A 26,189-nucleotide genomic window follows, 5' to 3' on the forward strand; every position below is an offset into this window, starting at 1 on the left:
CGGCTCAACGGCCGCCGAAGGCGCCCGCGCCGATCGCGGCCACCAGTTGTCTCTGCGCGAATGCGACCACGAGCACTACCGGGGCGATCGTCATCACGCACGCGGCCATGAGCAGCTGCCATTGCGTGCCGGTCTGGGTCGTGAAACCGGCGATCCCGATCGGGATGGTCCACTTCTCCGCGCTGTTGAGGATGATCAGCGGCCAGAGGAAGCTGTTCCAGCTGCCCAGGAAGGCGAAGATCGCCAGAACCGACAGAGCCGGCCGCACGAGCGGCACGATGACGCTGATCAGGATGCGCCAGGTCGACGCGCCGTCGAGACGAGCGGCCTCCTCCAGCTCCGCGGGGATCTGGAGCATGAACTGCCGGAGCAGGAACGCACCGAAGGCCCCGAACAGCCCTGGCAGGATCAGAGCCACCCACGTGTCGGCGAGCCCGGCCTGGTCGAAACCGAGGAACAGCGGAACGACGGCGACCTCGCTCGGCAGCGTCAGCGTGATGACGAACAGCAGGAAGATGGCGCTGCGGCCGGGGAAGCGCAGCCGCGCGAACGCGAACGCCGTCAGGGTCGCCACGATCAGCGTGAGCACCGTCGAGATGGCCGCCACGACCAGGCTGTTGATCATCAGCCGCCCGAAGTCGACCTCGGTCCAGGCGTCCACGAAGTTGGACCAGAGCACCTTCGAGCCGATGAAGCTGATCTGCGCAGCGAACACCTCGTTCGCCGGCTTCAGCGCCGTGAAGAACGTCCAGATCAGCGGGAACGAGAACACCAGCGCGAATAGCCACGCGACCGTGGTGTTGGCCGCGAATCCGATGGTCCGCCCTCGGCGGCGCCACCGCGAGCCGGGGGCCGGGAGCCGGTTCTCAGTCATAGTGGACCCACTTCCTCTGTCCCCAGAGCTGGAACAGCGTGAAGATCGCGATGATCACGAACAGCACGGTCGCGATGGCCGACGCATAGCCGAGCTCGTTGTTCGTGAAGGCGGTCTGATAGAGGTACAGCATGATCGTCATCGTGCTGTTGCCCGGGCCGCCGCCCGTGATGACGTACGCCTGGGCGAATGTCTGCCAGGCGCCGATGACGGTCAGCACGGTCGTGAAGAACAGGGCAGGGCTGACGAGCGGGAGCGTGATCGAGACGAGCCGGCGGAACCGCCCGGCCCCGTCGATCCTGGACGCCGCGATGACGTCCGGGCTGATCGAGTCGAGTCCCGCGCCCAGCACGATCATGTTGTAGCCGAACGACTGCCAGAGCGAGACGCCGATCACCACGGCCAGCGCCCAGTTCCCGTCGCTGAGCCACGGGATCGGCGCCAGTCCGATCCCCGCCAGCGCCTGATTCACGGCGCCGTCCTTCTGGAACAGCAGACGGAAGACGGCGGCGTTCGCCACCATCGGAGACAGGGCCGGGATCAGGAAGATCACGCGGAGCCAGTTGCGGCCCGCGATGCGTGTCTTCAGCCACATCGCCATCGCCATCGAGATCGCGATGTTGGCCGGGACGTAGATGAGCACGAAGATCGCGGTCACCAGGACGCTGTTGAGGAACTGCGGGTCGTGCAGCAGCCTGACGTAGTTGGCCGTGCCCGTGAACTGGGTTCCCCCGAGCAGAGTCGAATCCGAGAACCCGAGGATCAGGGAGGCGACCTGCGGGATGACGATGAAGATCGCCAGTCCGATGAGCCCCGGGAGGACGAAGACCCAGCCCACCCAGCGGGGGCCCCCGAGGGGCCGGCGACGAAGCCGGCCCCTCGGGCGGTCCACCGGAGGGACGGCGCCCTCGGCGACCTCCTCTTCCGCTTGGTCGAGCCGAACGAAGGTCATTGCCCGAGGCCGGCCTTCACCTGCTGGAGCACCTCGGCCACAGTGTTCTTGCCCGAGAATGCATTCACCTCGTACTGGGTCAGCAGCGTGTCCAGCTGTGCCTGGTTGGAGGGCACCGGCGAGGGCGTCGCGTCACCGGTCATCTGCTTGATGACGGCGGTGAACGCGGGGGACCCGACGTTGGTCGACCAGGCGTCGAGCGCGTCCAGGCGGGCCGGGACGGAAGCCTGCGACTTCGTCACGAACTCGAGTCCGCTCTTGCTCGTCATGGCTGCGACGGCCTCGAACGCCTTCTGCTTGTCACCGCACGTCTTGGTGATGCCGAAGCCCGAACCGCTGATGAACCCCTTCGAGGTCCCGCTCGTGCTGGGGATCACGGCGATCCCGACGTTGTCCTTGCCGAGCGTCTGCTGCTCGTGCTGCAGGTCCCACAGCCCCTCCAGCTCCATGGCCGCCTGGCCCGTGCTGAAAGCGTCGATGTCCGGGAAGGTCCCGCCCGCAGCGGCCTCGAGCGGCTTCGCCACCTTGTACTTGTTCGACAGGTCGACGAGCAGCTGCAGGGCGTTCCGGAAGTTCGGGTCGTCCAGCTTCGGCCCGTTCTTGTCGGCGTAGGGATGGCCGTCCGCCGCCATGAGCGTGCTGATCGGTGTGGAACCCTGGCCGATCGCGAACCCGTACACGCCGTTCTTCGTGGTCGCCTTGGCGGCGGCGATGAAGTCGTCGACGGTCCAGTTCTGACCGGGATCAGCGACTCCGGCCTCCTGGAACAGCTTCTTGTTGTAGAAGATGACGTTCGGGCCGGCGTTGAACGGGATGGCGTACAGCTTGCCGTCGACGCTGAGCTGCTCGAGCATCGCCGAGCTGTAGGCCGACAGGTCGAGCTTGTTCTTCTTCGCCAGGTCGTCCAGCGGCTCGAGGCCCTGGACATACTGGTTCACGCGCCCGTTCTGGAAGGTCACCAGGCAGGGGGCGCTGCTGCTCTTCATCACCGTCGGGAGCTTGGTGTAGTAGTCGTTGATCGGCGGCCCCGAGAACGATACGGACACCTTGGGGTCGGCGTGCTTGCCCCCGGCGATGTAATCGCTCCACTGCTGCTTGTCGGGCTTGCCGCCGATCCACGTGTACATCTTGAGAGTGTTGCCCGAGAGCCCGGACGATGCGTCCGCACCTCCCGAGCATGCGGCGAGAGCGAATGCGACGACTCCCGCAGCCAGAACCGAGAGGCCGATACGGGTGCGGCTCCTCCGGTTCATCGACCGTGCCTTCATGAACTCCTCCTTGAGTGGTCGGGCGAAACGTTACGACTTGGGTAAATGCTAGGAAATGTGGACCCATTGCGTCAATGGTTTTGGAAAAGAACGAAACGTTTCGTTCATACGACTCCTCTCAGCAGGTCGTGGGCGAGGATCGTCTCGGCGACCACCATGGTCTTGAGCGCGTCTCCGAAGTGCGACGACGGCTGCCGGCGTGTACGGACCGCCTCGACGAACTCCGCGCTCTTCGCCCGGAACCCGCCGCGCACGTACAGCTCCGCCGATCCGGCGACCTCCGCGGCGTCCAGGTCCTCCTGGCCGTCCGGCCCCCAGACCACGCCCCCGACCTCCAGGTCGCCCTCGGCCATGATCCCGGGACCGTGCACCTCGACGCCGAATGTCCTGCGGCCGCTGGTCCAGCTCGTGATCATGACCCCGACGGCGCCCGTGTCGAATTCGAGGGTCGCCGTGATGACGTTGATGTCGTCCACCAGCACCCGCCGCGTCGCATCCGAGACGGACACGACCTCGCCGCCGCACAGGTGCCGGAGCGTGTCGATCACGTGCACGCCGTCATCCATCATCCGGTCGCGAGCGGACACCATCGGGGTGGGGTCGTTCTTGTAGAAGCGGCACACCGCATGCACGACGTCGCCCTGCTCGCGCACGCGAGCGAGCATCCGCTCGAGCAGGGGCGACGACCGGCGCTGGAAGCCGACCTGGGTGATGCAGCCGTTCTCCTCGGCGAGCCGCGCGAGCGTGCGAGCCTGGTGCACGGTCAGCCCCAGCGGCTTCTCGACGAAGAGGTCGAGACCGCGCACGAGGCAGGCGCACCAGATCCCGAACATGAGCTCCGGCGGTCCGATGACGTACACCGCGTCGGGCTGGACCTCATCGAGCATCGTGGGCCAGTCGTCGAACAGTGCGGAGACCCCCCACCGTTCGCCGGTCGCCTGCAGACGCTCGGGCGACAGGTCGCAGATGCCGACGATCTCCACCTCGCTCAGCGATGCCAGCGACGGATAGTGGACGAGGTTCGCCATCTGCCCGGCGCCGATGACCGCCACCCGGACCGGCGCCTCCCCAGCGCTCATCGCGTCACCCCGGCGACCTCGCGAGCCGCCGCATGCAGACGTTGCGCATGGGCGAGATCACGCGTGACCTTGGCGACGAGGTCGCTCTCGTCGGTGTACTCCGCGGTCAGGCAGATCGGCCCGGCGAACGCGTTCTCGGTGAGGTAGCGGATCGCACGTCCCCACTCCGCCATACCGTTGTGCGCATCGGTGAACACGGGCTCCCAACGGGGGTCGCCCTCCGCGGAGTCCCCCTGGTCGACACGTGCGAAGTATGCGCTCTTGAGGTTGACGATCCCGAGCCAGGGCCACAGAAGCCCGAGCCCGTGCTCCGGTCGCTTGCGCGCCAGGCCGTCGTGCGCGGCATCCCAGATCGCCACGATGCCCGGGGAGTCGACGTCGCGCAGGAGCGCGTACAGCTCCGACGAGTCGGCGATGTAGTCGTCGTAGTGCGGCTGGACCGCGACCCGCACGCCGTACCGCTCCGCACGCTCGGCGAGCACGGGAAGGGTCCGGCGGATCTGCGCTCCGGTCGCCGCATATCCGGCGTCGCCGATCGGCACCATGATCCGGATGAACGGGACGCCCGCCTCCGCGCACGCGGCGAAGGTGGCCTCATCGGTGCCGGACGCGATGCTGGCGACGGCCACACCGGCCCGCTCGAGTTCGCGCACCGCTGCGGGCAGGCCGGTCGTCACCGTGTCCGGGGTGACCTGGTAGCCGGGACGCACCGGCAGCTCCACCGCATCGAAGCCCATGCCCGCGACGAGGTCGCCGAGGGCGCCCGTCGTCGGCTCGCGCCAGGGCTTGGTGAAGACGCTCCACGTCGTCGTCGGGTGGTCGTGCGGCATTGCGAGCTCCCTTGCTATAACGTTGTAAAAATCTTGTGCAACGATACAGTGATTCGTGAGCACGTCAAGCGTGGAAGGAGGTGAGGGCGATCGCGACCATCAAAGATGTGGCCAGAGCCGCCGGCGTCTCGCCCTCCACCGTCTCCAACCTGCTCAACTCCCGGGACCACCTGATGCAGCCGGAGACCCGTCGGCGCGTGCTGCTGGCGATGGAAGCCCTCTCGTACCGGCCCAGCCGCGTCGCACGACAGCTGCGCGGCGCACCCAACCCGGTGCTCGGGCTGATCGTGCCGTCCGTGGCCAACCCGTTCTGGGGATCCTGGGCCGCCCAGCTCGAGACCGTGCTCAACGCGCACGGGCGGCACGTCTACCTGTGCAACAGCGACCGCGACCCCGAACGCGAGCGCGCGTACGTCGAGCAGCTCCGGGCCGACGGCGTGGAGCACATCGTGCTCTCCACCTCGCTCCCCTCCCTCGACCACCTCCGGCCCGCGATGGACGCGGGAGTTCAGATCATCGCCTTCGACCGCGAGCCGCAGGACACGGATCCGCCGAGCCTGCTCAGCGTCAGCGTCGACAACGAAGCCGGCGCCCATGCCGCCACGCAGCACCTCCTCGAACGCGGTCATCGACGCATCGCCTTCGTCTCGGGTGCGATCCGGACGGTGAGCCGCCGGCGGCGTCTCGCCGGGTACCGTCGGGCACTCGCCGAGAACGGGCTGCCCTTCGACGACGCTCTCGTCCCGCTCTCCCCCGTGCTGGGGGATGCGGACAGCGGGCCGCTCGCGCGCGAGGCGGTCCACGCCCTCCTCGCCCTCGACGACCGGCCGACCGCGCTGGTCGCCGCCAACGACATGTTCGCCCTCAGCGCCTCCGCCGCGCTCCGGGATGCCGGGCAGGACGCCGGCGACATCGCGGTGGTCGGCTTCGACGACATCCCGCTCAGCGCGCTCGTCTCCCCCACGCTCACGACGATCCGGCAGCCCCTGCGGGAGATGGCCGAGGCCGTCGTCGCGCTGGCGACCGGCGCGAGCGACGCGGAGCCACCGCGATCGCTGCTCTTCCCGCCGAGCCTGGTGGTGCGGGAATCGACAGCCAGGAGGATCCCATGAGTATTGCCGGCACGTCCGTGCTCGTCGCAGCCGCGGCCGGAGGGGTCGGCCGCGCCGTCGCCCTCGCTGCCGCGGCGGACGGGGCGACCGTCTTGCTGCTCGGGCGCGACGCGAGCCGCCTCGACGGCGTCCGCCGAGAAGTGGCGGATGCGGGAGGGACGGCTCACTGCGCCGTCGCCGACGCGACCTCGGCGGAGGAGCTGACCGCTGCCGTCGAACGGTTCGCGGCCGAGGTGGGCAGGATCGACATCGTCGTCAACGCCGTCGGCACGAACCTGAAGGCGCGCCGCCTCGACGAGCTCGACGAGACCGGCTGGCAGTCCGTCATGGACGGAAACCTCACCTCCGCGTTCCAGCTCACCCGGGCGATCCTGCCGGTCTTCCGCGCCCAGGGCGGCGGGCTGCTCATCCACATCTCGTCGGTCGCGGCCCTCGCCGCCGACGGCTCCGGCGCCGCGTACCAGGCGAGCAAGGCGGGCCTCGCCGCACTCGCGCGGGCCACCGCCTTCGAAGCAGGCGGGGACGGCGTCCGGGTGACGACCGTCTCCCGGGGCTCATCGACACACCGTTCGTCCGGCACCGTCCGACGGCTCCCTCCCCGAGCGAGCTCGCCCGTGCGCTGCACCCGGAGGACGTCGCGGACGTGTGCCTCGCGATCATGCGGCTTCCGGCCCGCGCCACCGTCAGCGACGTCGTGCTGCGCCCCACCGCCGGGTGACGTGCGCCTCCCCATCCCCCTGTCCACTGTTCCCTTGCCCCCCCAGATGGAGATCCGATGACCGCATCCACCACCGACCGAGCCGTCCTGATCACGGGAGGCGCCACGGGCATCGGGCTCGGCATCGCCGAGGCGTTCCTGGCGGCAGGTGACCGCGTGGCGATCACCACCCATTCCTCCCCGGTGCCCGAGCACCTCGCCGATCGGGTGATCGCTGAGCGGCTGGATGTCACCGACAGCGCGGATGTCACGGCGAGCGTGGGCAGGATCGCCGCAGCGCTCGGCGGCCGGATCGACGTGCTCGTCAACAACGCGGGCGGACTCGTCGCCCGCCGTGCGACGGATGCGGCCGACGACGAGCACTGGCATCGCGTCGTCGAACTCAACCTCTCCAGCGTCTTCTACGCGGTGCGCGCCGTGCTCCCGCTCATGGGCGACGGCGGCCGCATCGTGAACATCTCCTCCCTGGCGGCGCACAACGGCGGCGGCTCGGGAGCCGGAGCCTATGCCGCGGCGAAGGCCGGCGTGGAGGGTCTCACCCGCGCCCTGGCGAAGGAGCTCGGGCCGCGCGGGATCGCCGTCTCGGCGATCGCGCCGGGCCTGATCCTCGACACTCCGTTCCACGAACGATTCACCCCGCAGGCGGATCAGCGCGCTGCCATCGCGGCCACCCCGCTCGGACGCGCCGGCACTCCGGCCGATGTCGCGGCCGCCGCCCTCTATCTCGCGTCCGAGGCCGGCGGATTCGCGTCGGGAACCGTGGTCGCGGTGAACGGTGCCGCCGCGTTCCACTGAACGCGCCGCGTTCCGCTGAACGCGCGGCAGTGAGGCGGAACCGCGGGACCTCAGGAGGCGCTCGGGCCGCCGCAGTCGATGCATCCGACGGTCAGGCACTGCCGGCCCGCCTCGTGGTCGCTCGCGTCGAAGTGCCGCTTCATCGCGGCGAAGCTCAGCTGCTGCGAGCCGGCGGGGCTCATGGTCTCGGTGTCGGTCATGGGTGGTCCTTCGGATGTGACTGCTGTGGAGCTGACGTCCGCGATCGGCGCACCCGAGGGCGCGCCGCGAACCGCCCGCCGATGATAAGCAGCGGTGCCAGTGATTCCGCTGAGACGCGCCGCGTCAGCGAGCGCGCCGCTCCCACCTCGTGGCTGCTGCTGTTCGTCACGTCTGCGCGTGCGCGAGCGGCCGCACACGTGACGTCCTGCCGCAGTCGCCGCCCGGCCGATCCAGGGGGCGCGGGCGGCAGGCAAGCGCGGGCGGCGCCGGGCCGCGTCAGCGGCCGCGCGTCTCCCCCGCCGGGTTGGACGGGTCGAGGCCGTCGCCGGGCAGGTGCTGCACCGCGCCGCCGCTGGGGAGCCGCTGCGCCGGGCTGTCGCCCAGGCGACCCTCCGGCGGCCGGTAGTCGCGCTCGCGTCCGATCCACGCCCGCAGGCGCTCCATCACGGTCATGCGGAGAGTGTACGCGTCGCCGTTCGTGCGACGCTAACGCCCCACCCACCACCGAGGGGTCGCAACACGCCGCTATCGGCCGGTGATGACGGCGTGTTGCGACACCTCGATGCCAGCGGCCTACGCCGACGGCTCCCGCGCATCCCGCCACATCGTGCTGACCGGCGCACCGTCGAGCACCGATCGGAAGCCGCCCACCCGGCGGAAGCCGGCGCGCTCGTACCGGTGGTCGTTGGCCGGGTTCGTCGACTCGAGGTACGACGGCACCCCGTCCGCGTCGAAGCGGGCCAGCGTCTCGGCGAGCAGGCGCTGCCCGATGCCCTGACCGCGATGGTCGGGATGCGTGGCCAGCAGGCTCAGGTACATGTGCGGGGTGTCGTGCGGGTGGGACTGCTCGAACAGCATCCACAGCCGCCGGTAGGCGTCGAACCGCTCCGGGCTCAGGATGCGCTGCATCAGCGCGTCCGCCTCCTGCTCCTGCTCCTCCGTCAGCTCGTCGGCCCCGGGCGGGATCCACAGCGCGACCGTCGCCGCCTCGCCGCGCGGGCCCTCGACGAGCCAGACCACCCCGTGCGGGATTCCGCCCTCGGCGAAGAAGCGCCAGAACGGTAGCAGATGGCCGGTGCCCCCGTCGGCGGCTTCGAGGGCCGGCCCCCACACCGGGTCGTCCTGGAAGGCCAGGGCGATCGTCTCCGCGACCGCATCCACGTCATCCGGGCCGGCGATGCGCGCATCCATACCCGCACTGTAGCGGTGGGAGCCGGCCGGTGGACCGCCGGCCGGCACACCGCGAGCGGGCGGACCGCCGGTCAGCGCCACCCGTACCGTGCCGCCAGGGTCGCCCGCACCGTGTCGAACCGGCGCGCGTCGAGCGCGGCGCCCTCGCGGCGCATCCCGGCCTGCTGCACTCGGAAGACGCGGTCGAGCCGCACGAAGCTCGGGCGGTGCCGGCCGTCCCACTCCCCCGAGCCGATCGGGAGGTACTCGGGGCGTCCCGGGTGCTCCTGACTGGTCAGCGCGACCGCCAGCACCGCGCCGGAGGGCTCGGTGGCCACCACGAGCACCGGCCGGTCCTTGCCGCGGCCGTCGGCCTCCTCGTACGGCACCCAGGTCCAGACGATCTCACCCGGGTCGGCGTCGCCGTCGAGCCGCGGGTTGTACGAAGTGCGGATGCGGCCGAGGCGGTGCGGGTCGACCTGCACCGTGGCGGTGGGGCCGGATCGGCCCGGTTCAGCGGGCCGAGCCGGGGCCGGCGCTGTCCCTGACGGACGGAACAGCCCGCTCAGTGCGGACAGGACGCTTCTGACGGAGGCCACGGTCGGCACCATAGCGGATGCGCGTCAGCCCGATCGTGAACCGCAGGGCGAGGGCGAGCAGCAGCGACACCGTTGTCGCGTACAGCAGCACCGCCATGCCGGCGATGCCTTGCGCGATGAACAGGTCGAAGTTGCCGCTGTCGACCATCCCGCCGCCGTTGGCGAACAGCCCCGGGAAGAGCAGCCCGACCAGCCCGCCGACGATGGTGACGACGCAGAGTGTCAGCGACGGCCCGAACCGGGCGCGTGCCGCCAGGTCGACCATCGTTGCGCAGGCGAGGGCCGAGAGCGCGCCCACGAGCATCGCCCAGCCGAGCGTCAGCACGCCGGAGGCCGCCGTCACCGACACCAGCCCGGCGAACGAACCCCACAGAGCGCTGGGCAGGGTCGGGCGGCGCAGCAGCACCGCATCCACGAGCATCCACATCAGCACACCCGTCGCCGAGGCGACGAAGGCGCCGACGGCGATCAGCGGCGCATAGGCGTCGAGCGCGCCCTCCGACCCGACGACGAGGCCGAGCCAGCCGACCCACAGCGCCGCGCCGCCGAAGGCGACGAGCGCGGGACGCGCGGGTCGCGCGGGCTGGTGCTCGCCGCGTCCGCAGGCGAGCAGCACCCCGACGGCGCTTCCCCCGGCGGCCACCACGGGAAGCGCGCCCCCGAGGTCGACCACCTGGAGGCCGGCGACGGCCCACCCGTCGTCCAGTGCGAACACGCCGTAGGCGACCGGCGCGAGCACGAGAGGCAGCCAGAGGACGCTGAACAGGATCCAGGCGCGGAGCGTCAGCCGTGAGGCGACGGCGACGGCGACCACCGCCGCGCACAGCACCAGCACGGCGAGCACATACCCGGCCCGGGCGGCCGGATACGGCGACGAGGATGCGGGGTCGACCCCCGCAACCGACGAGAGTCCCGGGTCGGGAGCGCCGATCAGGTGCGGGATGAGCGGAGCGCCGGTGGCCATCCCGTAGCCGCCCAGCACGGCCAGCAGCACCGTGACCGCCGTGCCGACCAGCACGAAGCGGAACGCCCGCGCGGCCCGAGCACGCCCGCCGAGGCCGCCGACGTAGAAGGCGAGACCGAAGGCGGCGAGCAGCACCAGCGCGCCGCAGAAGAACAGCAGCAGTGCATCCACCTGGTCCGGCGTCGCCCGTGCCATGTGCTCCCTCGCTCGGATCCGTGCCCCACTACACCCTAGCGACGACGACGGACGGGGCGCCGCCTTCCGGCGACGCCCCGTCCGCTGTCGGTCTGCGGTCGGATCAGACCGTCTCGAGCGAGTAGCCCTCCTCGCCGTGCACCACGGTGTCGACGCCGGCCAGCTCGTCCTCGTTCTTGATGCGGAAGCCCATCGTCTTCTGGATGACCCAGCCGATGGCGTACGCCAGGACGAAGGAGTAGATCAGCACCGAGAAGGCGCCGACGGCCTGTACGCCCAGCTGGTAGAAGCTGCCGCCGTACAGCAGGCTGGAGAACTGATCGGTCGCCTCGCCCTTGCTGTTGTAGACGTGGGTGAAGCCGAAGAAGCCGATCCACAGGGTACCGATGAGGCCGCCGACCAGGTGGATGCCGACCACGTCGAGCGAGTCGTCGAAGCCGAGGCGGAACTTCAGGTCGATCGCCAGGGCGCAGACGGCGCCGGCGACGAGACCGAGCAGGATCGCGAAGCCCGGGGTCAGGATGTTACAGGCCGGGGTGATCGCGACGAGGCCCGCGACGGCGCCCGATGCGGCGCCGATCGACGTCGGCTTGCCGTCCTTGACCTTCTCGACGATCAACCAGCCGATGGTCGCGGCGGCGGGGGCGGCCAGCGTGTTGATCCAGGCGATGGCGGCGACACCGTCGACCGCGGCCTCCGAGCCGGCGTTGAAGCCGAACCAGCCGAACCACAGGAGCGCGGCGCCCAGCAGTGTCAGCGGGACGTTGTGCGGCTTCGACATGCCCTTCTGGAAGCCGACGCGCTTGCCGAGCACCAGTGCAAGGGCGAGACCCGCCGCACCGGCGTTGATGTGCACCGCGGTGCCGCCGGCGAAGTCGTTCACGTGCAGCTGCGAGGCGATCCAGCCCTGGCTGAGGTTGAACACCCAGAACGCGACCGGGAAGTAGACGAGCGTCACCCAGATGCCGGCGAACACCATCCAGGAGCCGAACTTGGCGCGGTCGGCGATGGCGCCGGAGATCAGCGCGACGGTGATGATCGCGAACGTCGCCTGGAAGCCGGCGAACGCGAGGCCGCCGAGGTCGGGGGTGATGCCGTCCTTCCCCATCAGGCTGGACAGGAACCAGTCCGGCGTGCCGAGCCAGTGCGGGATGGACGGCGTGCCGAACGACAGACCGTACCCGTAGACGACCCAGAGGACGCCCACGAGGGCCATCGCGCCGAAGCTCATCATCATCATGCTGATGACGCTCTTGGCGCGGACCATGCCGCCGTAGAAGAAGGCGACACCGGGAGTCATCAGGAGGACCAGGGCTGCGGCCACGAGGAGCCACAGGGCGTTGACCGTCCCTGCCTCCGCGTAGTCCGCTGCTGAGTGGAGCACCATGCGAATCAACTGCCTCTCTGTGCAAGCCCCGCGGGGTGACGCGATCCCGATCCGGGTGGGGGGCGCTTTCGGGGTGTGGCCGGTTTCGAGCCGAGAGGTTTCATCAGAGGGATGCTCGTGTTTCGCGAGTGTTACGCATCCGGCCGATGTGTAAACAGTGTGTTTCGGGATGCTGCCGATGTGCTCGGGCGGCGTAGGGAGACGGCCGGGAGGCGCGGGGGCGGCCTGTCCTGCGGGCCGGGCGCAGATCATCGCGCACAGCCGTCGTCATCAACCTCCCGCGCTGGCGCCCGGAGACGCAGACGGCGGCGCGTACGACGACGGAGCGTTCAGGTCACGCAACGACCGCTCGCGCGCCCACGAATGGATGGAGGGGTCCGCGGAGCACACTGTCGCGACGTCGATGGCCACCACTTCTGGTGACGCGGAGAGGCCATAGAAGACCCCGTCGGACCTTTCAGCACGGATGGCGATATCCATCCATCCCTTCCCGTCCGACCAGTCCACGGTTCTGGTCACGGCGAACCCCTGACTTCTCCAGTACGCGGTGAGTTTGTCTGCGATGGGGTGCGGGTCGTCCTCGAGTGCGGCGTGATAGACGACGGCCTTAATCTGGTGGGAGCTTTTCGGGCCGACACTCCCGCGCGGCGCAAGACCCACCTTCTCGGCTGCGGGATCCCACAGTCCGCTTGTGGCCAGTGGTGTGTCGTCCTTCCAGTCCTCTGTGTGACCCGTGGCTGCGATCGCAGCGTTGGTGAGTTGCGCCCACTGCGCCAGCACCTCGGTGATCGTCTTCTGTGGGGCACCGGGACGTGCCGGCACGGGGTCACGCAGAGCGGGAATGGACGCGCATCCACCGAGCAACAAGACCATCACGGCCGCGCTACACACGTACAGGACAGCAGCCATGTGCTTCGTCCAGCTCGCTCTGTCTACATCGACCGGCCCTACGACTCGATTCCCGCGCAGGATGACCGCAACATGACAGGTCATGGCCGCCGGGGCATCCTCACCGGAACCACCCATCATCATCCAGCCCGACCCCGGCGGCCGGAGACGCAGACGGCGGCAGTGTCGGGTGAAGAGAGTTCAGTCTCTGTTGCACCCGCTCCTCCGCCCACTTGTCGATCGAGGGGTCCGCGGAGCACTCCGTCGCCACGTCGATGGCCACCAGCTGGGTTGTAGCCGTGAGACCGTATTTGACCCCGTCCGCTCGGTCGGCCCGGATGGCGAGGTCCATCCAGCCCTTCCCATCCGACCAGTCCACGGTCCGGGTAACAGTGAACCTCTGACTCTCCCAGTACGCGGTGAGCTTGTCGGCGATGGGGTGCGGGTCGTGTTCGAACGCGACATGAGTGACATCGGCTGCCACCTGGGAAGCGTCGTCGGATTCCACGGTCCTGCACGGCGCCAAGCTCACTGCTTCGGCGGCGGGATCCCACGGCTTGCCGTCCTGGATCGGACCGCGATACCAGCCCTCGGTTTCACCTGTTGCCGCGATTGCGGCGTTGGTGAGCTGCGCCCACTGCGCCAGCAGCTCAGTGATCGTCTTCTGCGGGGCACCGGGACGTGCCGGGACAGGGTCACGCAGAGCGGGAACAGACATGCATCCACCAAGCAACAAGACCGTCACCACCGCCGCACTGCACACACGCAGTGCGGGAGTCGTGTGCCTCGTCCGGCTCACGCTGTTCACATCAACCTGCGCCACCACTGAATTCCTGGTCGGGAGACCGGCCCATGCCAGGTCCTGGCCGCCGCGGCGTCCTCACCAGAACCACCCATCGTCATCGGGCCGGGCCCCGGCGGCCGGAGACGGTGTCGGTGACGGAGCGTTCAGGTCGCGCAACGACCGTTCACGCGCCCACGACTGGATCGAGGGATCCGCAGAGCACTCCGTGGCCACGTCGATGGCCACCACTTCGGGCGTCGCGGTCAGGCCATAAAAGACTCCGTCTGGCCCTTCCGCGCGGATGGCGATGTCCTTCCAGCCCTTCCCGTCCGACCAGTCCACTGTCCTGGTCACGGTGAACCCCTGACTTTTCCAGTAGGCGGTGAGTTTGTCTGCGATGGGGTGGGGGTCGTTCTCGAATGCGGCGTGATAGACGACGGCCTGGATCTTGTGGAAACTTCTGGAGCCCACATTCCCGCATGGCGCCAGACTGACTCTCTCGGCTGCGGGATCCCACGGACTGCTCGCGGCCAGGGGGGTATCGTCCTTCCACTCTTCCGTCTGGTCTGTCGCTGAGATTGCGGCATTGGTGAGCTGCGCCCACTGCGCTAGCAACTCAGTGATCGTTTTCTGCGGAGCACCCGGGCTTGCTGGGACGGGGTCTCGCAGAGCGGGAACAGACATGCATCCTCCTAATAGGGAAATGGTTGCGATGGCGGCGACAGCTACGAAGCTCAATGTCGCGACGCGACCGATACCTGGCGTGCGGGTCATCCGGTCGGCCTCAGTCCGCCCACGACTTTGCTGGGGAGCCCGAGCGTCGTGTACCCGCTGTTGCGTAGGGACTCTGTCTTCTCATCGAGGTAGCCGTAACCTTCGGGAGCGGTTCCGTTCAACGGGTTGGGCCCGTTTGTCGTGTCGCCCAACGCGCTGTGTCCCTTGGTGGGTTTGAGAACTTCACCACCGGGGAGGACGGCGCCTTCGGCGGAGAAGGATTGCGCGCCACCGACCGCTTTCGGGGGGTTCAGCAGCCCCGTCGTCGGTGCAGCAAGCGCTCCGGGCGACCGGGTTGCGTCCGGGTTCGGCTCGGCGCGCCCGCCCATCGCCGAACCGAAGGGGGCGAGGAAGTCCAACACCGCCGCCGTCGTGTAAATCGCCGGCGCTCCGCCCGCATCCGGCTTCACGTGAAGGTCCGCCAGGGATTTCACCACCTGGGTGTCGATCCCGGCCGAGCCGAGCATCGTGAAGGAGTCCACCGCGTAGGTCGTGTGCGTCAACGCGTCCGCGGCCATCGTCGTCCCGTAGGAGTGCGCGACCACGGACACATAGGCAGGGTTTCCTGCACGGGCGGCGTGTGTCCCGTCGAGCTCGTTAGCGAATCGCCAGGCGCCGTCCTGCGCCAGCGCGGGAGTGTTCACGCTCGTCAGGTCCGGGGTGTCGTATCCCAGCCACCCCACCACCGCATGCGACCGACCAGCGTCGACAGATTTCTGCTGTTCGTAGAGGTTCTTTGCTGCTCGCGACCAGCTTTCGGTGGCCTCAGCGGCGTCCGAGTTCATCCCCGGCGCGGCCCAGGTCACCGTGTCCGCGGTGTCCAGATCCCCGTACCCGACGGCGACCATCGGCACCGACCCGCCCAGGTTGAAACAGACCAGCGACGCCGCCGGGTCCGCGAGCACCGCTTCCAGCGCGGTGAGCATCTTCCGCTGCTGCGGCGTGAGAGCTTCCGGATGCTGTTGTGCCGCTTCATAGGCCGCTCGGTTGCACCGGTTCCGCACCGAATACGGCAGCCCCGCCAGATTCCCCAGCACCCCCGGCGCGGCCGCCTCGTACGCGGCTCTGGCCTCCGTGCCCAGTCCACCCCACCATTTCGCGACCTTATCCGGGGACGGCGGATGCTGCCAGAACCGTTGCACGACTTTCGGATCGTTCGCCAGCAGCAGCGCCAGTTCCTCCGGTGTCAGCCGCTGCAGCGTGTCCATCAGCGAACCGTTCACACTCGCCGACGGCGCGATCCTCGACAGCGAGCCGACCATCGACGCGAACGCCGTCACCTCCGGCTTCCCTGCCGCTGCCATTGCGCCGTGCAACGCGCGGTCCAGGGTTTCCGCGAACGCCTTCTCCGCGGCGTCGTACTCCTGCTTCGCCCGCCGGGCGCGCCGCCTCGCGTCCTCCAGCCGCTCCTGCGCGTCCTCGATCGCGAACCGGGCCCTGGTCAGCTTCTCATCGACCTCCTGCTCCCGCCGGCGCGCGTTCGACACCTCCGAGTGCGTCGGCGCGGACGTGCCCGGCGGCGGCTTCTCCGTCGACGCGTACGCCTTCATCAGTGCGCTCAACGCGGAGGCCAACGCGGCGTGCTCCACTCCCAACGCGGCCACCTGCTCCTGCGCCGCCTCCAATTGCGCCAGCGCATCCTCGGCGTCCTGCAGCGCCCGATCCGCGTCGCTCTGGGTCACCCCCATCGCCCCCGACCACCGGGTCGCCGCCTCGGCCCCCTGGCTGTGCCGGCCCGCAGCTTTCGACGCCGCAGCCGCCAGCCCACGCAACCGCTCGGCGAACACCTCCGCCGCCAACCCCGACCACGCGGCCGCCTCCAGGCGGGTGTCCAGCACTTCCCGCGCCACCGCGGCCTGACGATCCAACCGGGTCGACCATTTCCGGAAATGCGCGACCAGCGCCTCCACCATCGCCCGGTCCCCCGGCGTCGGGTCCCCGTCCAACCCGACCGGCGACCAGTCCTCCGCCCTAAAAGCCATAGAACCCACCCCGGTCACCGGTCAGACCCAGAGCATCCTCCACATCCCGGCGCTCATACGCCCCGGCCGCCTGCTCCAGAGCACCGGCCAACCCGCCGACCAGCTCATCCACCGCGGACTGACCCGCCACCCAATACGCCTCGAACCGCTCCACAGCACCGACCGCGACCGCCGAACCGAAACGATCCGACTCCGCGGCCGACGGACGCTCACCGGTGACCGCCCTCGTCAACGTCGTCGCACCCGCCCGCAACTCGGCCGGTTCGACCGCCACAGCTCTCCCCATGCCACACTCCATGCATTTCAGTCGGTATCTCTCACTGAAATCTACAGAGAACGTGGATGGGGCCGGGTCAGAGATGGCCGCAATCGCCACTCACGACGACGCCAGTCGCAGAGCTCAGGCGGCGAGCTTCTCCCGCACCTGGCGCTTGGCGCGGCCGAGCAACGCCGACATGCCGCGGAGGCGCAGCGGCGAGACGGCCTGGGTCAGTCCCAGCGTCTGCGGGTACTCGTCGGGCACAGCGAGGACCTCGTCGGCGCTGAGGCCGGCGAGGCCCTGCACGAGGATGGATGCGAAGCCGCGCGTGGTGGGCGCCTCACGCGGCGCCGTGGCGTACAGGTGCACGATGCGGTCCGCATCCACCTCGACGAAGATGAACACCGGCGCCTGGCATTCCTCGACCCGCTCCAGCAGGTCGGGGTGGTCGCGGTAGCGCTCGGGCAGCTCGGGGAGCTCGTCGGAGAATTCCAGCAGCAGCTTCAGCCGGTCGTTCTGCTCCAGCGCCTGGAAGTCGTCGCGGATCTCGGCGAGCGCGCCCGTCAGTTCGGTCATCCTTCAAGGCTACGTCTGTTTGCGACGCACCCGGTCAGCGGGCCGGCACCTCGCCGGGATCGGTTCCGGTCACGATCGGAACGCGCACGGCCGAGCCCCACTCCGTCCACGAGCCGTCGTAGTTCTTGACGTTCTCGAAGCCGAGGAGGTGGGTGAGCACGAACCAGGTGTGGCTGGAGCGCTCGCCGATCCGGCAGTAGGCGATCACGTCGTCGCCGGGAGTGAGCCCCGCCCCGTCGAGGTACACCTCTTCGAGCTCGGCCCGGCGCTTGAACGTGGCGTCGGGTGCGGCGGCTTTCGCCCAGGGCACGGACTTCGCCGACGGGATGTGCCCGGCGCGCAGCGCGCCCTCGGTCGGGTACCCGGGGATCTCGGTCCGCTCGCCGCTGTACTCCTCCGGCGAGCGCACATCGATGAGCGGCTGCGTGCCGAGGGCCGCGAGCACGTCGTCCTTGAACGCACGGACGACCGTGTCGTCGCGCTCGACGACCGGGTACTCGACAGGGGCCGGCTGCGGGACCTCGCGGGTCAGTTCGCGTCCCTCCGCGATCCACTTGTCGCGGCCGCCGTCGAGCAGGCGGACGTCCTCGTGGCCGAACAGCGTGAACACCCACAGTGCGTAGGCGGCCCACCAGTTGTTCTTGTCGCCGTAGATGACGACGGTGGTGTCGCGGGCGATGCCCTTGGAGCCGAGCAGCTCGGCGAACCGCTCGGAGCTGACGTAGTCGCGCACGACCGGATCGTTGAGGTCGGTGTGCCAGTCGATCTTCACCGACCCGGGGATGTGGCCGGTGTCGTAGAGCAGCACGTCTTCATCCGATTCGACCACCACGAGCCCCGGTCGCCCCAGGTGTTCGGCGAGCCATTCCGTGCTCACCAGGCGCTCGGGGTGCGCGTAGCCGGCGAACTCGGGCGACGGGTCGGTCTCGATGGTCATGCGGTGGGTCCTCCAGGGTTCGGTCCAGGGTCCGGTCGGGCGCGCGGACTAGGCTGGGAAGCCTGCGACAGCCGCGGACCTGACTCCAGCGTAGGCGGCGGCGAACGACAGCGGTACGACTTCGACACAAAGGTGCACACTCCGCCATGACCATCGAGCAGACCGGCGCCCTCCCCCGCCTGGCCGACCGTTCTCCCCAGATCACGGGCGCCGAGATCGCCGCCAGTCTGGTGCCGCCGTCGCAGTTCGAGCGGGCGACGTTCGAGTCGTACCGCCCCGACCACGACTACCCGTCGCAGGCGGAGGCGGTCGCGACGCTCAAGCTGTTCGCGAAGGCGTGGGAGCCGCAGCGCCCGGCCGGGCTGTTCAGCCGCAGCCGCAAGAAGGTGGATGCGATGAAGCCGGGCGTCTACCTCGACGGCGGCTTCGGTGTCGGCAAGACCCACCTCCTGGCCGCCCTGTGGCACGAGGCGCCGGGCCCGAAGTATTTCGGCACCTTCATCGAGTACACCGCGCTGGTGGGCGCGCTCGGCTACGCGGGCGCCGTCGACCTGCTCCGCGGCTCAACCCTGATCTGCATCGACGAATTCGAACTGGACGACCCGGGCGACACCATGATGATGACCCGGATGCTCGGCGAGCTCGTCGCCTCCGGCACCCGCATCGCGGCGACCAGCAACACGCCGCCGAACGCCCTGGGCAAGGGACGTTTCGCCGCGAGCGACTTCCTCCGCGAGATCCAGTCGCTGTCGTCCAACTTCCAGACCCTCCGCATCGACGGCCTCGACTACCGCCGCCGCGACACCACCGGCAGCGCGGTCACCCTCGACGAGGCCGAGTACGAACGCGTCGTCGCCGCGATGGCCGCCCGTGGCGAGACGGTGACGAGCGACGGCTTCCAGGACCTCATCGCCCACCTGGCGACCGTCCACCCCTCCCGCTACATCAAGATCATCGACGGCGTGGATGTGATCGGCCTGACAGGCGTGGAGGTGCTGCACGACCAGATGGCTGCGCTCCGCCTGGTGGCGTTCATCGACCGCGTCTACGACGCGGAGATCCCGGTCGTGCAGACCGGCGTTCCCCTGAGCGACGTCTTCGACGACGACATGCTCGGCGGCGGCTACCGCAAGAAGTACCTGCGGTCGACGTCGCGCATGATCGCCCTCACCGCGGGCGAGTTGCCGCCCCACGACGACTGAGGGGTCGGCGCCGCCGCGCCGTCAGGCCGAGGCGTCTCCCACGGATGCGGTTCCCACCGCGGCCGGCACGTGCTCCGCGAGCCACGCCGCGATCGCCGACGTCCACTTCGCCTCGTCGTAGTTCCACAGCTTCGTGTGGAGCGCTGTGTCGAACGGCACCAGGGTGACGATGTCGCTGCGGGCCTCGGCGAGCGCCCGCGACCCGGTGGACGGCACGAAGCCGTCGTCGTCGCTGTGCAGGATGAGCATGGGCAGGCTGAGTTCCGACGCGCGGGCCACGAAGTCCATGCTGCGGAGGTCGATCGGCGCACCCTGGCCGGTGATCGGACCGCTCCACTCGGACTCGATGAGGCGCAGGGCCGCGCGAGTCATCACGTCCGGGATGCGCAGCATGTTCCCCTGGTACTCGAGGGTGTCGATCCAGTCGATGACGGGCGATTCGAGCACGATCCCGGTCACGTGCTCCAGGCCCTTCCCGCGGGTGATGGTCTGCAGCACGACCGCGCCGCCCATCGACCAGCCCATCAGGACGATCGAGCGCGCGCCGTGCTCCACGGCGTAGCCGATCGCCGCTTCGATGTCACGCCACTCGGTGCCGCCCAGGCCGTACCGACGGTCCTCGCTTTCGGGCGCATCCCCGTCGTTGCGGTAGGAGGCGAGCAGGCAGGTGAAGCCGGACTCGTGGAACACCCGCACCGCACGAAGCCCTTCCTGGCGGGAGGCGCCCCAGCCGTGCACCTGGATCACCCAGCGGCCCGGTTCCACGTCGTCCGGTGCGGGGAAGATCCACGCCGGCGCCTGCCCGAGGTCGGTCGGGATCTCGGCGCTCGTCACCGGGAGGCCCAGCTCCTCCGGCTCGAGGTAGTAGTAGCCGCTGATGCGGGCGCGGCCCAGGCGCGGCTCCCCGAATTCGACGCGCTCGAGTTCACGGGTGACGCTTCCGTCACTCCGCTCGATCAATCCTCCGACCTTCGCGAAGGCGGTGTCGCCGCCCCACCACAGGCCGAAACGGCCGGGCATGGCGGCGTCCGGCGTCGAGCGCAGGGTCACCGTCCCGCCCCCCTCGTCGAACGCACGGATGGTCTGGTTCTGCGGGCGGCGACGCACCGGCGTGATCACGGTGCGCGCGACGCGGGTGGTCACCACCGCGCCCAGCGCGGCCGTGGCGAGCACCAGTCCCCCGCCGACGATCGCCGCCGTGCCGAGTGCCTTGCCGAACGCCGATCGAGTGCCGCTCTCCGCCATAGTGCGAGCGTACCGGCGGGCGTCGCCGGACGCCCTCAGGACTTCCTCAGGCGGCGTGCCGTACTGACAGGACACGGCAAAGGCTTCTAGTGTTCGAAGCGTGCCGACACCGACATCCCCACCGCAGCATCCGGCGGAGTTCGCCACGGCGCTGCAGTCCATCCGTGCCGCAGTGTCGCGACCGGAGCTCGTCGTCGAGGAGATCCCCGCGCCCGCGCAGCTCGCACCGTACTCCGTGGCCCTCGCCGCCGACGTGCGGCCGGCGCGGCACGGCAGCGACTCCGACCTCGGCACCGGGCGTTTCATCCTGCTCTACGACCCGGACGAGCCGGAGGCGTGGGGCGGCCCCTTCCGCATCGTCTGCTTCGCGCAGGCGCCGCTGGAGACCGACATCGGGCTCGACCCGTTCCTGGCCGACGTCGCCTGGTCGTGGCTGGTGGATGCGCTGGATGCACGGCACGCCCGTTACACCGCCGCGAGCGGCACGGCCACCAAGATCATCTCCACCGGGTTCGGCGAGCTCGCCGCACAGGGCGACGGTTCGCAGATCGAGCTGCGTGCCTCCTGGAGCCCGCTGGAGTCCGACGTCTCGGCGCATGTCGAGGGCTGGGGCGAGCTGCTGTGCATGCTCGCCGGGCTGCCCCGACCGGCGAGGGGGTCAGCCTGCTGAGTGCGCGGGCGACCTCGCCGAGAAGGACACCGCGTGGCTGAACACACGGTCATCGACACCCGCGACGGTTACCTCCGGGCCGTCGAACGCATCGCCGCAGGCACCGGCCCCGTCGCCGTCGACGCCGAGCGGGCCAGCGGCTTCCGGTACTCGCAGCGGGCCTACCTCATCCAGGTGTTCCGCCGCGGCTCCGGCACGTTCCTGTTCGACCCGCCCGCTGTCGGCCGGTTCGACGAGCTGAACGACGCCATCCACGACGACGAGTGGGTGCTGCACGCGGCGACCCAGGACCTCACCTGCCTGCGCGAGGTGGGCCTCGACCCGTCGATCGTGTTCGACACGGAGCTCGCCGCGCGGCTGCTCGGGATGCCGCGCGTCGGGCTCGGGACCGTCGTCGAGGAGCTACTCGGCATCCACCTGGCCAAGGAGCACAGCGCCGCCGACTGGTCGACGCGCCCCCTGCCGGAGCCGTGGCTGAACTATGCCGCCCTGGACGTCGAGCTCCTGCCCGATCTCCGCGACGCGATCGCCGCGTTGCTGGATGAGGCGGGCAAGACGGACATCGCCCGCCAGGAGTTCGCCGACGAGCTGGTGCGCGACCTGGTCCCGGTGCGGCACGAGCCCTGGCGCCGGCTGTCGGGCATCCACTCCATCCGGGGGCTGCGCAACCTGGCGGTCGCCCGCGAGCTGTGGCTGAGCCGGGATGCGCTCGCGCGCGAGCTCGACACGGCGCCGGGGCGCCTGGTTCCCGACGCCTCGCTGACGGCCGCCGCCAAGGCCATGCCCGAAAGCAAGCGGGCGCTCGCCTCGCTGCGCGAGTTCACCGGGCGCGCCAGCCGCTCAGAGCTCGACCGCTGGTGGGCCGCGATCGAAGCGGGACGCACGACCGACGACCTGCCTGTGCTGCGCGGCAACGGCGACAGCCTGCCCCCGCCCCGCGCATGGTCCGACCGCAACCCCGAGGCGGATGCGCGGCTGAAGGCCGCGCGCGCGGCGCTGACCACGGTCTCCGAGGAGCGCGCGATCCCTCTCGAGAACCTGCTGACCCCCGACACGCTGCGCCGCGTCGCCTGGACCCCGCCCGCCGAAGTGACGCCCGAAACCATCGCCGAGGCCCTCACCGCGCACGGCGCCCGCCCCTGGCAGATTGCCGCAACCTCACAGGTGATCGCCCAGGCGTTTGTAGATGGCACCCAAAACGCCGACGAGGGGTCCGAGCCCGCTTCGTAGGAAGGATCAAACGATTCTTTTCGTGCACAGCGGTGTACCTAGGATCGTTTCCGACCTTGATTTGGGAGGCACTGTGGCCGATAGGAACGATGTCGTGTTCGTCGACGGAGTCCGTACTCCGTTCGGACGGGCCGGCGAAAAAGGGCAGTACTGGAACACCCGCGCGGACGACCTCGTCGTGAAGGCGATGATCGGGCTGCTCGAGCGGAACGCCGAGGTGCCCAAGGACAGGATCGACGACGTGGCCATCGCGGCGACGACGCAGCAGGGCGACCAGGGGCTCACCCTCGGCCGCACGGCGGCGCTCCTCGCGGGCCTGCCCAAGTCCGTCCCCGGGTTCGCCATCGACCGGATGTGCGCCGGCGCCATGACCAGCGTCACCACCCTCGGCTCGGGCATCGCGTTCGGCGCCTACGACCTCGTCATCGCCGGCGGCGTCGAGCACATGGGCCGCCACCCGATGGGCTTCGGGGCCGACCCGAACCCGCGCTTCCTCTCCGAGAAGATGGTCGCCGAGGACGCGCTCAACATGGGCATGACCGCCGAGCGCATCCACGACCGCTTCCCCGCGCTCACCAAGGAGCGCTCCGACCGGTTCGCCATGCACAGCCAGCACAAGCTCGCCGCCGCCTACGAAGCCGGCAAGATCCAGGCGGACCTGGTGCCGGTTGCCATCCGCTCGGAGTCCGGCTGGGGCCTCGCGACCGAGGACGAGGGGATGCGCCCGCAGACCACGATGGAGGGCCTCGCCACGCTCAAGACGCCGTTCCGTCCCCACGGCCGCGTCACGGCGGGCAACTCGTCCCCGCTGACCGACGGCGCCACCGCCTCCCTCCTCGCGTCGCACGACGCCGTGAAGGAGCTCGGCCTGACGCCGAAGATGCGGATGGTCAGCTTCGCCTTCGCCGGCGTCGAGCCGGAGATCATGGGCCTCGGCCCGGTGCCGTCGACCGAGAAGGCGCTCCGCAAGGCCGGCCTCAGCATCGACGACATCGGCCTGTTCGAGCTCAACGAGGCGTTCGCCATCCAGGTGCTCTCGTTCCTCGACCACTTCGGAATCGCCGACGACGACCCGCGGGTCAACCAGTGGGGCGGCGCGATCGCGATCGGCCACCCCCTCGCCGCGAGCGGCGTGCGCCTGATGATCCAGCTCGCCCGCCAGTTCGAGGAGCACCCCGAGGTGCGGTACGGGATCACCGCGATGTGTGTCGGCCTCGGCCAGGGCGGCACCGTCATCTGGGAGAACCCCCACTTCTCCGGAAAAGCAGTGCACGACAAGCGCGCCGCGCGGAAGGGCTGAGACGCACGTGACCGATTACAGCAAGATCGACTTCTCCGCCCTCGCCGACCTCACCGACGACGAGGTCGTCACCCACTCGTTCGTGAAGGATGTGCGCCTGCCGAGCGGCAAGAACCTCGCGCTGGTCACCCTCGACAACGGCCGCGACCACACGCGGCCCAACACGATGGGCCCGGCGACGCTCCTCGAGCTCGGGAAGACCTTCGACGAGCTGACCGAGCGGGCGAGGCGCGGTGAGATCGACGCGGTCGCCGTCACCGGCAAGCCGTTCATCCTCGCCGCGGGAGCCGACCTCAGCCGGGTGAACGAGATCCCGAGTATCGAGGTGGCGAAGCTGCTCCCCCAGCTGGGCCACCACGTCCTCGGCAAGCAGGCCACGTTCGGCGTCCCGTCGTTCGTGTTCACGAACGGCCTGGCGCTCGGCGGCGGCGTGGAGATCGGCCTCAACGCCGACTACCGCACCATCGACCGCAACGCGGCCGCGTTCGCGCTGCCCGAGGTGTTCCTGGGGCTCATCCCCGGCTGGGGCGGCGCGACCATCCTCCCGAACCTGATCGGCATCGAGAACGCGCTGAAGGTCGTGGTCGAGAATCCGCTCAAGCAGAATCGCATGCTGAAGCCGCAGGAGGTCTTCGACCTGGGTATCGCCGACGCGATCTTCGACTCGGCGAACTTCCTCGAGGACTCGCTGAAATGGGCCGACTCGGTGCTCACCGGCGCGACCGTCGTGAAGCGGCCGAACGAGCCGGGCAGGATCGAGCGGATGATCAAGTGGGATGCCGCCATCGGCATCGCCCGCAAGATGCTGGAGTCGCGCATCGGCACCGTGCCGAAGTCGCCGTACAAGGCGCTCGACCTGCTCAAGGCCGCCAAGTCGAACGACCGCGCCGCCGGCTTCGAGCTCGAGGACGACGCCCTGGCCGAGCTCATCTCGGGCGACCAGTTCCAGGCGAGCATCTACGCCTTCAACCTGGTGCAGAAGCGGGCCAAGCGGCCTGCGGGTGCGCCGGACCGGAAGCTCGCGAAGAAGGTGACCAAGATCGGCGTCATCGGCGCCGGCTACATGGCCAGCCAGTTCGCCCTGCTGTTCGTCCGCCGCTTGCGGGTTCCGGTGGTCATCACCGACCTCGACCAGGCGCACGTCGACAAGGGCGTGGCGTACATCCACGACGAGATCGGCACGCTGCAGGAGAAGGGACGCATCTCGCCGGATGAGGCCAACCGGTTGCGGGCACTGGTCACCGGCACCACGGACAAGGCCGACTTCGCCGACTGCGACTGGGTCATCGAGGCCGTGTTCGAGGAGCTGTCGGTCAAGCAGGACGTCTTCGCCGAGGTGGAGCCGTTCCTCTCCGACGAGGCCGTCATCGCGACCAACACCTCGTCGCTGTCGGTGGAGCAGATCGGCGCGAAGCTGAAGCACCCCGAGCGGCTGGTCGGCTTCCACTTCTTCACGCCGGTCGCGGTCATGCCGCTGATCGAGGTCGTGAAGACGCCGAACACCGACGAGGCCACCCTCTCCACGGCCATGGTCACGGCCGCGGCGCTGAAGAAGAACGCCGTCATCACGGCGGACACACCCGGCTTCGTCGTCAACCGCGTTCTGGCGAAGATCCTCGGCGACGCGATGCACGCCGTGGACGACGGCACGCCGTTCGAGGTGGTCGATGAGGCCATCGCCCCGCTGGGCCTGCCGATGGCGCCGTCCGCCCTGCTCGACCTGGTCGGGCTCAAAGTCGGCGCACACGTGCTCGACACCCACCACGCGGCGTTCCCGGACCGGTTCTACCGCTCCGAGAACCTCCACAAGCTGGCCGACTACGGCACGCTGCTGGAGAAGGACGCCAAGGGCAAGGTGAAGGGTCTCGACAAGGGCGCCGCGAAGATCGTCTCGGGCGGCAAGAACCCGTGGACCAAGGAGCAGATCCTCCGCACCCTGGAGGACGGCCTGGCCGACGAGATCCACCGCATGCTGGTCGACGACCACGTCGTCGAGGCGCCCGAGGACATCGACCTCTGCATGATCCTCGGGGCGGGCTTCCCGTTCCAGATGGGCGGCATCACGCCGTACCTCGACCGGGTCGGGGCGTCCGAGCGGGTCTTCGGCGACACGTTCCATCACCCGCCCATCAAGGGCGTCGCCTAGCAGCGCGCTGACCGTTCAGCGAGAAGGCCCGTCCCGGTCACCCGGGGCGGCC

General features: G+C 69.6%; 26 protein-coding genes and 1 pseudogene. 8 read left to right on the plus strand and 19 right to left on the minus strand.

All coding sequences use genetic code 11. The features are described from left to right. Positions 1–4 precede the first annotated feature (4 nt). From ACR9Y5_RS11230 to ACR9Y5_RS11250, 5 genes are all read right to left on the minus strand, one after another. Complete coding sequence (locus tag ACR9Y5_RS11230) at positions 5–874, minus strand: carbohydrate ABC transporter permease (protein WP_481298029.1); 870 nt, start codon at positions 872–874, stop codon at positions 5–7. Then, entirely contained in the window at positions 867–1,826 is a 960-nt protein-coding gene (locus ACR9Y5_RS11235) for a carbohydrate ABC transporter permease (RefSeq protein WP_481298030.1), read from the minus strand. Before ACR9Y5_RS11235 ends, ACR9Y5_RS11230 begins: the two co-directional genes overlap by 8 nt. Beyond that, positions 1,823–3,094 carry an ABC transporter substrate-binding protein gene (locus tag ACR9Y5_RS11240; RefSeq protein ID WP_481298031.1) on the minus strand — a complete coding sequence of 424 codons (1,272 nt, stop codon included), beginning with the start codon at positions 3,092–3,094 and terminating at the stop codon, positions 1,823–1,825. The genes ACR9Y5_RS11235 and ACR9Y5_RS11240 overlap by 4 nt, the downstream gene beginning before the upstream one ends. 104 nt (positions 3,095–3,198) lie before the next feature. Next, positions 3,199–4,173 carry a Gfo/Idh/MocA family protein gene (locus ACR9Y5_RS11245; RefSeq protein WP_481298032.1) on the minus strand — a complete coding sequence of 325 codons (975 nt, stop codon included), beginning with the start codon at positions 4,171–4,173 and terminating at the stop codon, positions 3,199–3,201. Further along, positions 4,170–5,003, minus strand: coding sequence for a sugar phosphate isomerase/epimerase family protein (locus ACR9Y5_RS11250; protein ID WP_481298033.1), 834 nt, complete (start codon positions 5,001–5,003; stop codon positions 4,170–4,172). The genes ACR9Y5_RS11245 and ACR9Y5_RS11250 overlap by 4 nt, the downstream gene beginning before the upstream one ends. 107 nt (positions 5,004–5,110) lie before the next feature. Here ACR9Y5_RS11250 and ACR9Y5_RS11255 point away from each other — a divergent pair, with 107 nt between their 5' ends. The 3 genes from ACR9Y5_RS11255 to ACR9Y5_RS11265 are packed head-to-tail and all read left to right on the plus strand — an operon-like array spanning position 5,111 to position 7,628. Next, entirely contained in the window at positions 5,111–6,115 is a 1,005-nt protein-coding gene (locus ACR9Y5_RS11255) for a LacI family DNA-binding transcriptional regulator (protein ID WP_481298034.1), read from the plus strand. Further along, positions 6,112–6,894 (plus strand): SDR family NAD(P)-dependent oxidoreductase, encoded by a 783-nt coding sequence (locus ACR9Y5_RS11260; RefSeq protein ID WP_481298035.1) that lies wholly within the window; start codon positions 6,112–6,114, stop codon positions 6,892–6,894. Before ACR9Y5_RS11255 ends, ACR9Y5_RS11260 begins: the two co-directional genes overlap by 4 nt. Continuing rightward, entirely contained in the window at positions 6,891–7,628 is a 738-nt protein-coding gene (locus ACR9Y5_RS11265; protein ID WP_481298036.1) for an SDR family NAD(P)-dependent oxidoreductase, read from the plus strand. The genes ACR9Y5_RS11260 and ACR9Y5_RS11265 overlap by 4 nt, the downstream gene beginning before the upstream one ends. 50 nt (positions 7,629–7,678) lie before the next feature. Here the strand turns inward: ACR9Y5_RS11265 and ACR9Y5_RS11270 are convergent, their stop codons facing one another. The 13 genes from ACR9Y5_RS11270 to ACR9Y5_RS11330 all read right to left on the minus strand — a co-directional run bounded on the left by ACR9Y5_RS11270 (position 7,679) and on the right by ACR9Y5_RS11330 (position 18,344). Next, positions 7,679–7,828, minus strand: coding sequence for a hypothetical protein (locus ACR9Y5_RS11270; RefSeq protein ID WP_481298037.1), 150 nt, complete (start codon positions 7,826–7,828; stop codon positions 7,679–7,681). 277 nt (positions 7,829–8,105) lie between these two features. After that, complete coding sequence (locus tag ACR9Y5_RS11275) at positions 8,106–8,282, minus strand: hypothetical protein (RefSeq protein WP_481298038.1); 177 nt, start codon at positions 8,280–8,282, stop codon at positions 8,106–8,108. Positions 8,283–8,402: 120 nt separating this feature from the next. Next, complete coding sequence (locus ACR9Y5_RS11280) at positions 8,403–9,020, minus strand: GNAT family N-acetyltransferase (protein WP_481298039.1); 618 nt, start codon at positions 9,018–9,020, stop codon at positions 8,403–8,405. Between the two features lie 71 nt (positions 9,021–9,091). Then, positions 9,092–9,484 (minus strand): type II toxin-antitoxin system PemK/MazF family toxin, encoded by a 393-nt coding sequence (locus ACR9Y5_RS11285; RefSeq protein WP_481298040.1) that lies wholly within the window; start codon positions 9,482–9,484, stop codon positions 9,092–9,094. A gap of 28 nt (positions 9,485–9,512) precedes the next feature. Further along, the gene (locus ACR9Y5_RS11290; RefSeq protein WP_481298041.1) at positions 9,513–10,757 is read right to left on the minus strand and encodes an ammonium transporter; all 1,245 of its coding nucleotides are present in this window, start codon (positions 10,755–10,757) and stop codon (positions 9,513–9,515) included. Positions 10,758–10,860: 103 nt separating this feature from the next. Beyond that, positions 10,861–12,144 (minus strand): ammonium transporter, encoded by a 1,284-nt coding sequence (locus ACR9Y5_RS11295; RefSeq protein WP_481298042.1) that lies wholly within the window; start codon positions 12,142–12,144, stop codon positions 10,861–10,863. Between the two features lie 270 nt (positions 12,145–12,414). Beyond that, complete coding sequence (locus tag ACR9Y5_RS11300) at positions 12,415–13,053, minus strand: hypothetical protein (protein WP_481298043.1); 639 nt, start codon at positions 13,051–13,053, stop codon at positions 12,415–12,417. Between the two features lie 100 nt (positions 13,054–13,153). Then, positions 13,154–13,780 (minus strand): hypothetical protein, encoded by a 627-nt coding sequence (locus ACR9Y5_RS11305; RefSeq protein WP_481298044.1) that lies wholly within the window; start codon positions 13,778–13,780, stop codon positions 13,154–13,156. Positions 13,781–13,912: 132 nt separating this feature from the next. Beyond that, a complete protein-coding gene (locus ACR9Y5_RS11310; protein WP_481298045.1) occupies positions 13,913–14,590 on the minus strand; it encodes a hypothetical protein in 678 nt (225 codons plus the stop codon). Further along, positions 14,587–16,503, minus strand: coding sequence for an alpha/beta hydrolase (locus tag ACR9Y5_RS11315; protein WP_481298046.1), 1,917 nt, complete (start codon positions 16,501–16,503; stop codon positions 14,587–14,589). Before ACR9Y5_RS11315 ends, ACR9Y5_RS11310 begins: the two co-directional genes overlap by 4 nt. Before the next feature lie 58 nt (positions 16,504–16,561). Then, complete coding sequence (locus tag ACR9Y5_RS11320) at positions 16,562–16,858, minus strand: hypothetical protein (protein ID WP_481298047.1); 297 nt, start codon at positions 16,856–16,858, stop codon at positions 16,562–16,564. A gap of 114 nt (positions 16,859–16,972) precedes the next feature. Further along, entirely contained in the window at positions 16,973–17,407 is a 435-nt protein-coding gene (locus ACR9Y5_RS11325; RefSeq protein WP_481298048.1) for a SufE family protein, read from the minus strand. A gap of 34 nt (positions 17,408–17,441) precedes the next feature. Then, a complete protein-coding gene (locus tag ACR9Y5_RS11330; protein ID WP_481298049.1) occupies positions 17,442–18,344 on the minus strand; it encodes a sulfurtransferase in 903 nt (300 codons plus the stop codon). 146 nt (positions 18,345–18,490) lie between these two features. Here ACR9Y5_RS11330 and zapE point away from each other — a divergent pair, with 146 nt between their 5' ends. Further along, a complete protein-coding gene (gene zapE / locus ACR9Y5_RS11335) occupies positions 18,491–19,546 on the plus strand; it encodes a cell division protein ZapE (RefSeq protein ID WP_481298050.1) in 1,056 nt (351 codons plus the stop codon). A gap of 21 nt (positions 19,547–19,567) precedes the next feature. Here the strand turns inward: zapE and ACR9Y5_RS11340 are convergent, their stop codons facing one another. After that, positions 19,568–20,791 carry an alpha/beta hydrolase family protein gene (locus ACR9Y5_RS11340; protein ID WP_481298051.1) on the minus strand — a complete coding sequence of 408 codons (1,224 nt, stop codon included), beginning with the start codon at positions 20,789–20,791 and terminating at the stop codon, positions 19,568–19,570. A 100-nt stretch (positions 20,792–20,891) separates the two neighbouring features. On the opposite strand from ACR9Y5_RS11340, the pseudogene ACR9Y5_RS11345 reads away from it, so the two are divergent. The 4 genes and pseudogenes from ACR9Y5_RS11345 (at position 20,892) to ACR9Y5_RS11360 (ending at position 26,137) form a co-directional block, all read left to right on the plus strand. Then, positions 20,892–21,502: pseudogene (locus tag ACR9Y5_RS11345) on the plus strand (DUF3000 domain-containing protein). Then, entirely contained in the window at positions 21,495–22,691 is a 1,197-nt protein-coding gene (locus ACR9Y5_RS11350; RefSeq protein WP_481298052.1) for an HRDC domain-containing protein, read from the plus strand. Before ACR9Y5_RS11345 ends, ACR9Y5_RS11350 begins: the two are co-directional and overlap by 8 nt. Before the next feature lie 73 nt (positions 22,692–22,764). Continuing rightward, complete coding sequence (locus ACR9Y5_RS11355) at positions 22,765–23,991, plus strand: thiolase family protein (protein ID WP_481298053.1); 1,227 nt, start codon at positions 22,765–22,767, stop codon at positions 23,989–23,991. A 7-nt stretch (positions 23,992–23,998) separates the two neighbouring features. Beyond that, positions 23,999–26,137, plus strand: coding sequence for a 3-hydroxyacyl-CoA dehydrogenase NAD-binding domain-containing protein (locus tag ACR9Y5_RS11360; RefSeq protein WP_481298054.1), 2,139 nt, complete (start codon positions 23,999–24,001; stop codon positions 26,135–26,137). The last annotated feature ends 52 nt before the right edge of the window (positions 26,138–26,189 follow it).

This window comes from Leifsonia sp. KNZ13-11D (genome assembly GCF_056754895.1).